This is a genomic window from Streptomyces katrae (assembly GCF_000966975.1).
In the GTDB taxonomy this organism is placed as follows: domain Bacteria; phylum Actinomycetota; class Actinomycetes; order Streptomycetales; family Streptomycetaceae; genus Streptomyces; species Streptomyces katrae.
Map to the genome: position 1 here is coordinate 1 of NZ_JZWV01001319.1, position 4253 is coordinate 4253.

Here is a 4253-nt window from a genome sequence, read left to right on the forward strand (position 1 = left end):
GCGCTGGACGGCCGTCCAGCGACGGCCCTCCACCGGCGGAGGAACCGGCGCGGTCCGCAGGTGGCCGTAGACGTACGGGTGGGCCAGGGAGCGATGCCGCGCGGCAGGACGCCGATTTCCGAGCTGAGCGGTTTGATGGCCCGGCTGATGGATATCCCGACCCGGACGGTTCTGCCCGGCGGGGAGAGGCCGGAGCTCCTGAGCCTGCTGCTCGACCCGCCCGGGGCCCTGGGCCGCGCGTCGAGGCTGCTGGCGTTGTTGCCGGCCGGCCTGGCTCAGTACCGGGGAGCGCTGGGGGAGGGCGCCCCGCCGCTCGCGCTGGTGCTGGGGACCGGAGAGACGGAGCGGCGCCCGGCGGAACCGGAACGGCTGGTCGACCACCCCCTGATCACGGCGCGGCTGCGCGATGCCAGGCGGAGACCGACCGGGCGTCTCCTCCTCGTCCTGTCCCAGCGGCTCTACGAGGAACTGGGCGACCTGCTCGGACCGTCCGCGCTGAGCACGCTCATCCCGCTCGGGGACGGGACCAGGGCGTGGGTGTACGAAGGCGATCCCCGGCAGCTTGCGGAACTCCTGGCGGAGGCCGAGGAGTCCGTGCGCGGTCAGACGATCCCCTGGTCCCGCTGCCGCACCTGGAACTCGGACACCGAGCCGCTGGGCTGCCCGGGCGTCCGGCTGCCGGACCGCGACGCCTGCCTGGCGCACCTGCCGCCCGGGGAGCAGGAGGCGGTGCTGAGCGCCCTCGGCCCGGGCTCGTCGGTCGACTTCAGGGGGGTCCCGCTCACCCAGGGCCTGCTGCGCCGCGTCCTCGACGCCGTACGGGAGCCGGACGCGGGGCAGATCACGCTCGGCGAGGTGTCCTTCGCGCAGGCGCGCTTCGTGGACGGCTGGGAGGAGCCGGGGGTGGTGTTCACCGGGAGGGCCGACTTCTCGCAAGCCGCCTTCGCCGGCCCGGTGGACTTCTCCGGGGCGGAGTTCCGCGCCGAAGTCTCCTTCGAACGGGCGGTCTTCGAGGACACGGCGAGGTTCCCGCACAGCAGGTTCGAGGGCCCGGCCGGGTTCCACCGCGCGGTGTTCCGGCAGGGTGCTCAGTTCACGCAGGTCACGTGGCGGGATGACGTCTCCTTCCGCGGTGCGACGATCGAGGACTTCTGCGGCTTGCGCAGGGTGACGGTGGAGGGCGAGGCCGACTTCAGCCACATCTGGTCCGAGGGCTCGATGCTGCTGGAGGACTCCGCCTTCGCCCGGCCGGTGAGGTTCGACCACGCCATGTGGCGGGGTCCGCTGCAGGTGGCCGACACCCGCTTCGAGGCGGCGGCGGTGTTCGAGCAGGCACGGTGCGAGGGGGTCGCCCTGTTCCGCGCCAACCGGTTCAACGGGCCCGCTCTGTTCGTCTCCACCGTCTTCCACGGGGCGGCGAGCTTCTCCATGGGAGCGTTCGAGGCGGCCGCGGCCTTCTCCGGGGCCGCCTTCAACGGACGCGCCTCGTTCGCGAGCACCGTGTGCGCCCACGGGGTCTCCTTCGACCGCGCGGTGTTCTCCGGCTCGCTCATGTGGCGCGACATGACGGTCGAGAACGGGCCGAGCAGCTTCACCGGCGCGCGGTTCCTGGGGCCGGCGAGCTTCCTGCGCACCGAGTTCGTGACGGAGACCGGATTCGACGGCGCGGTCTTCGACGGCAGGGTCTCCATCACGGACTCCACCTTCCGGGCCGGCCTCACCTTCGACGGCGCGGTCTTCAACGCCCGGACCGAGTTCACCGGTGTCAACCTCCCCGAGGCCCTCCCCCTGCCCGGCGACTGGTCCGCGACACGGTCGGTCACGGGCCTGTGGCACATCACCTCACCGCACCCCGCCACCCTCGGGGAAGACGCCGCCCCCGACGACACCTGAGGCATCCTGGGGCGACAACCGCCCCACCCATCCCAGGAGTTGCCCGTGTCCTCCCCGCGTCACCTCCCCTTCGCCCGCCTCCACAACTTCCGCGACCTCGGCGGCTACCGCTCCGCCGACGGACGGACCACGGCCTGGGGCGTCCTGTACCGCGCCGACTCCCTGGGCAAGCTCGACCCGGCCGACGCCGACTGGGACCGCTTCCTCGGCCTGGGCATCCGTACCGTCATCGACCTGCGCTACCCCTGGGAGATCGAGGCCAAGGGCCGGATACCGGAGGTGGAGCGCTTCACCTACGCCAACCTCAGCATCGAGCACCGCCCCTACGACCAGGCCACCATCGACCCCGCCCTCGACCCCTGGCGCTACCTCGCCGACCGGTTCGCCGAAGTCGCCGAGGACGGGGTCGAGGAGATCCGCGGGGCCATCGAACTCATCGCCGACGGCCCCGGGCCCGCCGTCTTCCACTGCACCTCCGGCAAGGACCGCACCGGCCTCATCGCCGCCCTCGTCCTGACCCTCCTCGGGGTGGACGAGGAGCAGATCCTGGCCGACTTCGCCCTCACCGAGCTCGCCACCGCCCGCCTCACCGCCGACTGGCACGCCGCCAACCCGGGCCGTCCCCTGCTCTGGCCCTCGTACGGGCGCGCCCCGGCCACCGTCATGGCCCTGGTGCTCGCCGATCTGACGGCGCGTCACGGCTCTCCGTCCGCCTACCTCACCGACGCCGTCGGCGTCGCCCCGGGCACCATCGGCCGGCTGCGCGAGCGCCTTCTCGTCTGAGCTCCCGAAAATCCGGTGCCCCCGGCCGCGCACCCTGCCTACACTCGCCGTGCGCGCCGCCGTAACGGCCCGCGCGCCTCGTGCCGTCGAACGAAGAGAAGGGGAACAGGGTCATGCGTACGCACACCGCCACCGCCCTCGTTCCCCCGGCCCGGTACGACGTGATCCCGGTGTCTCGCACCGCGCGGTAACAGCTGCGCGGCTGTCACCGTACGCCCGTGACGCACGTACGCACGCCCATGCTCCGCAGTAGGGCGCGTACGCGGGTTCCGACCTCGCACCAGCGTGCGCCGCTCATGGGAATCGCGCTGCCCTTCTCAAGATCCTCGGCATCCGAAAGGCCCTGGGCCATGCGCACCCGTATCGACACCAACCCCCTCACCGCCGTCCGCAACCTCGGCATCCTCGCCCACGTCGACGCCGGCAAGACCACCGTCACCGAACGGATCCTGTTCGCCACCGGCACCATCCACAAGCGCGGAGAGGTCCACGACGGGACCACCGTCACCGACTTCGACGCCCAGGAACGGGCCCGCGGCATCACCATCTTCGCCGCGGCCGTCAGCTGCGCCTGGGACGGCCACCGGGTCAACCTGATCGACACCCCCGGCCACGTCGACTTCGCCGACGAGGTCGAGCGCTCCCTGCGGGTGCTCGACGGGGCCGTCGCGGTGTTCGACGCCGTCGCCGGGGTCGAACCGCAGAGCGAGTCGGTGTGGCGGCAGGCGGACCGGCACGGCGTCCCGAGGATCGCGTTCGTCAACAAGCTGGACCGCGCGGGCGCCGACCTCGACACGGCCGTGGCCTCGATCCGGGACCGGCTCGGCGCCGTCCCGCTCGTCGTCCAGCTGCCCGTCGGACGCGAGGACGCCTTCACCGGCGTCGTCGACCTGCTGCGGATGCGCGCCCTGCTCTGGGGTGCGGGCGCCGACTCGTACGAGACCGCGCCCGTCCCCGAAAGCCTGCTGGAGGAGGCCGTGCGGCGGCGCCGGCTGCTGGAGGAGACGGTAGCCGGACTCCACGCGGACGCCCTGGAGGAGTTCTGCGCGACGGGTTCCCTCGGCGAGGCGACGCTGGTCCGGGCCCTGCGCGAGCTGACCCTCGCCGGGGAGGGTGTCGTGGTGCTGTGCGGTTCGGCGTACCGCAACCGCGGTATCGAGCCGCTGCTGGACGCGGTCGTGGCGTACCTGCCGTCGCCCGCCGACATGCCGGCCGTGCAGGGCCGCCCCGCCGACCCGGCTCAGCCGCTGGCCGCGCTCGCCTTCAAGGTGACGGCGACGCCGACCGGGCGGCTGACGTACGTACGCCTCTACGCGGGCACCCTGCGCAAGGGTGACACCGTACTGGACCCCGGTACGGGCAGGACGGAACGGATCGGGCGGATCCTGCGGGTGCAGGCCGACCGGCACGAGGAACGGGAGGAGGCGGTGGCCGGTGACATCGTCGCCGTGATCGGGCCCAAGGCGGCCCGGGCCGGCAGCACCCTGTGCGCGCCGGGGGCCCCGCTGCTCCTCGAACCGCCGGCCGTGGCAGACCCGGTGGTGTCGGTGGCGGTCGAGGCGGGCCGCAGCACCGAC

The 4253-nt window shown here is 73.0% G+C and carries 3 protein-coding genes; all 3 read left to right on the forward strand.

The features are described 5' to 3' along the window. Window positions 1-1893: pentapeptide repeat-containing protein (locus tag VR44_RS36690; protein ID WP_211275205.1), on the forward strand; the 1893-nt coding region annotated here is incomplete at its 5' end. A 45-nt stretch (window positions 1894-1938) separates the two neighbouring features. Next, the gene (locus tag VR44_RS36695; protein WP_045951999.1) at window positions 1939-2676 is read left to right on the forward strand and encodes a tyrosine-protein phosphatase; all 738 of its coding nucleotides are present in this window, start codon (window positions 1939-1941) and stop codon (window positions 2674-2676) included. A gap of 350 nt (window positions 2677-3026) precedes the next feature. Next, the coding region (locus VR44_RS36700; protein WP_045952000.1) for an elongation factor G at window positions 3027-4253 on the forward strand (1227 nt) is incomplete at its 3' end.